Below are 2,685 nucleotides of genomic sequence, written 5' to 3'. Positions count from 1 at the left end.
TTTAAACAAATGAATATTAATACTTTATTACTATTTTTGATTAGATCAACTTCATAAAATAGTAGACTATAAAGCTAGGTTTAATTTAAAAAATAAACCTTTTATATTTTTTTATGGGGTAAAAAATGGCTAAAGTTTCATTAGATAATTTAACAGATATTGACGGTTTTGTTGTAGCTGCATTAGTAGATAGCGAAAGTGGTCTTGCATTGGCAACTCAAGGCAATGGTTCTATCGATCTTGAATATGCCGCAGCAGGCAATACTGAAGTTTTACGTGCAAAACGTAAAGTTGCAGCTGCTTTAAATTTAGAAGACTCAATTGAAGATATTTTAATTACATTAGGCAAACAATATCACTTAATTCGCCCATTAGTTTCAAACGAATCTTTATTTTTATATCTAGTTTTAGACCGTTCAAAATCAAATTTAGCAATGGCTCGTCATGAGTTAAAAGCTTTTGAAAAAGAATTAGATTTTTCTTAATCAACAAAACCACCTCTTCATTTGAGGAGGTGGCTAAATATAAATGAGATGATAAGCAATTTTATGGTAAATAATATTTATGTTGCAATTGTTGGTTTGAGCTTAAATACGACCAATCAACTTAAATCATTATTCCATGATGCAGTGAATGCACAATTTAAGATTATATGGACAAACATTGCCAATCCTGAATTAAATTTCGTTATTTTAAATCAATCTTTTATAGAGTCTCCTGCTGCTCATACAATTAAAACCAAAAATATTCCAATTATCACTATCCAACATGATAAAAACAAAGAGAATATAATAGAAAATAATCATTTATTTCTACCATTTTCAGATATAAATAATCTCAAAAAATGGATTCAAGCTAATATTAAATTAAAAATTAATACTCATTTTAACTTTAAAGAAGATATTAATTTTATTGAAAAATTTAATATAATTTTTGAGTCAAATAATTCAAACTTTTTCCAGTGTTATATTAATCATGAACAAAGTTTTATTATTGATAAAAAAATGCATGAAATATGGGTTCAAGAAAATTTTGAATTTTCTCCCATTAAAAAGCTTAATATTGAAATACTAGACTTCAATCAAGCTGTAAATTTAAGACAACAAAAAAAGAAATATGACTTAAGCCTATGGTTATGGCACTATCTTTGGTCAACCATTGAAAACCCACCAATCTTAAATCAATCAACATATTACAAGTTAAAATTTTGGCCACAACTCAATAAAAATATTCATAAAGAAACGTTAAAAATAGCATCATGTTTACAATATGGTGCCAACATCAAACTCATTGCAAAGCATTTAAATCTTCAGCCAGAACTTATTTCTAAGTTTATTTATATTGCTCTTGCATGCAATCTAGTTGACGTTATTCATGAGAATCAAGCTAACTTCAAACTCAATGATAAAGAAAATACAGATATGACTTTACTCAGTTTTTTTAGCAAAATTCGAAAAAAACTAAGAATATAAGGACCAATTTTGATTTTACATCCACATAAAATTATCTTTGCAGGCTCAATGGGTGCAGGGAAATCCGCAGCAATACAATCACTCTCAGACATACCTGTATTTTCTACAGAAGCAATGAATACGGATCAAGAGCGCCATAATAAAATGTTCACCACTGTCGGTATCGACTATGGAGAAATTACACTCGATGATGGTGTAAAAGTCGGACTATACGGGACCCCTGGACAAGAACGCTTTGATTTTATTTGGTCTACAATCAGCCAAGGTGCATTAGGTACAATTATTCTCATTGACCATAGCGCAGAACATCCTTTACAAGATATTAATTTTTATTATGAAACATTTTCAAAAACCAATAAGAATCTAGTTTTTGCAATAACACATGTAGATGAAAAATCAACAACACATACCTCCCAATATAGAGAGTGGATTGCCCAACATGAGCAAATTTATCCACTTTACTTTATAGATGCACGAAAATCAGAGGACATACTTTTACTCATAGACACGCTTTTAAGCCAGTCTGAAATCTCTCTCAGCCTCTCAGGTCACACAAAGCATGCTTAACCACTCACGAAAGCCACCAGACTCTCTAATTCACTCATCACATCGTGCAATTTCAGATGTATTACTTAATGTAAAAGGCATAGATTATATCCTTTTATGTACAGCAGATGGCTTTGAAATTAGTTCTGTACATAACAAGAATATTTATAATTCTAGTAAACTTGCTGCTGTAAGTAGCTCAATAGTTGCTATGATTTCTGCATTTTTACATGAAATTAATTTAAATGGATGTCAAAGTATCACTTTAGATGCTGAAAATGGCAAAGCTATTTTAAATGCAATTCCAAATAAAAACTTCCCTATGATTATGGTTGCATTAGCCAATAAGGATATTTTATTGGGGCAAGCTCTTTTTTTCCTTAAAAAATGCAATGAAGATATTATTTTAGCTGATTCACACTATACAGACTAACTCATAAATCCCGATCTACTCGGGATTTATTACTTTCCCTTTAGTACTTCTTCTGTTTCCCCTGATAAAAAAACACCCCCTTAGGCATTAAGCTAAGGGGGTGTTTTGAATTAATGAGCTGGCGATGACTTACTCTCACATGGGTAACCCCACACTACCATCAGCGCTAAGAGGTTTCACTTCTGAGTTCGGGAAGGGATCAGGTGGTTCACTCTTGCTATTGTCGCCAGCACA

General features: G+C 31.3%; 4 protein-coding genes and 1 rRNA gene. 4 read left to right on the top strand and 1 reads right to left on the bottom strand.

The window, feature by feature from the left end:
* Positions 1-125: 125 nt before the first annotated feature.
* The 4 genes from AC5YC8_RS14050 to AC5YC8_RS14035 all read left to right on the top strand — a co-directional run bounded on the left by AC5YC8_RS14050 (position 126) and on the right by AC5YC8_RS14035 (position 2,451).
* Positions 126-485 (top strand): roadblock/LC7 domain-containing protein, encoded by a 360-nt coding sequence (locus tag AC5YC8_RS14050; RefSeq protein WP_496118185.1) that lies wholly within the window; start codon positions 126-128, stop codon positions 483-485.
* A 63-nt stretch (positions 486-548) separates the two neighbouring features.
* Entirely contained in the window at positions 549-1,472 is a 924-nt protein-coding gene (locus tag AC5YC8_RS14045) for a hypothetical protein (RefSeq protein ID WP_496164907.1), read from the top strand.
* A gap of 9 nt (positions 1,473-1,481) precedes the next feature.
* Positions 1,482-2,039 (top strand): GTP-binding protein, encoded by a 558-nt coding sequence (locus tag AC5YC8_RS14040; RefSeq protein WP_496118189.1) that lies wholly within the window; start codon positions 1,482-1,484, stop codon positions 2,037-2,039.
* Positions 2,032-2,451: a roadblock/LC7 domain-containing protein gene (locus tag AC5YC8_RS14035; RefSeq protein WP_496118191.1), complete on the top strand. Its 420-nt coding sequence runs from the start codon at positions 2,032-2,034 to the stop codon at positions 2,449-2,451. Before AC5YC8_RS14040 ends, AC5YC8_RS14035 begins: the two co-directional genes overlap by 8 nt.
* Positions 2,452-2,567: 116 nt before the next feature.
* On the opposite strand, the gene rrf is transcribed toward AC5YC8_RS14035, so the two are convergent.
* Positions 2,568-2,682, bottom strand: a 5S ribosomal RNA gene (rrf, locus tag AC5YC8_RS14030).
* Positions 2,683-2,685: the final 3 nt, after the last annotated feature.

The sequence above is a fragment of the Acinetobacter sp. FY731 genome (assembly GCF_059515905.1).
This window is presented reverse-complemented; position numbering and strand designations above follow the sequence as displayed.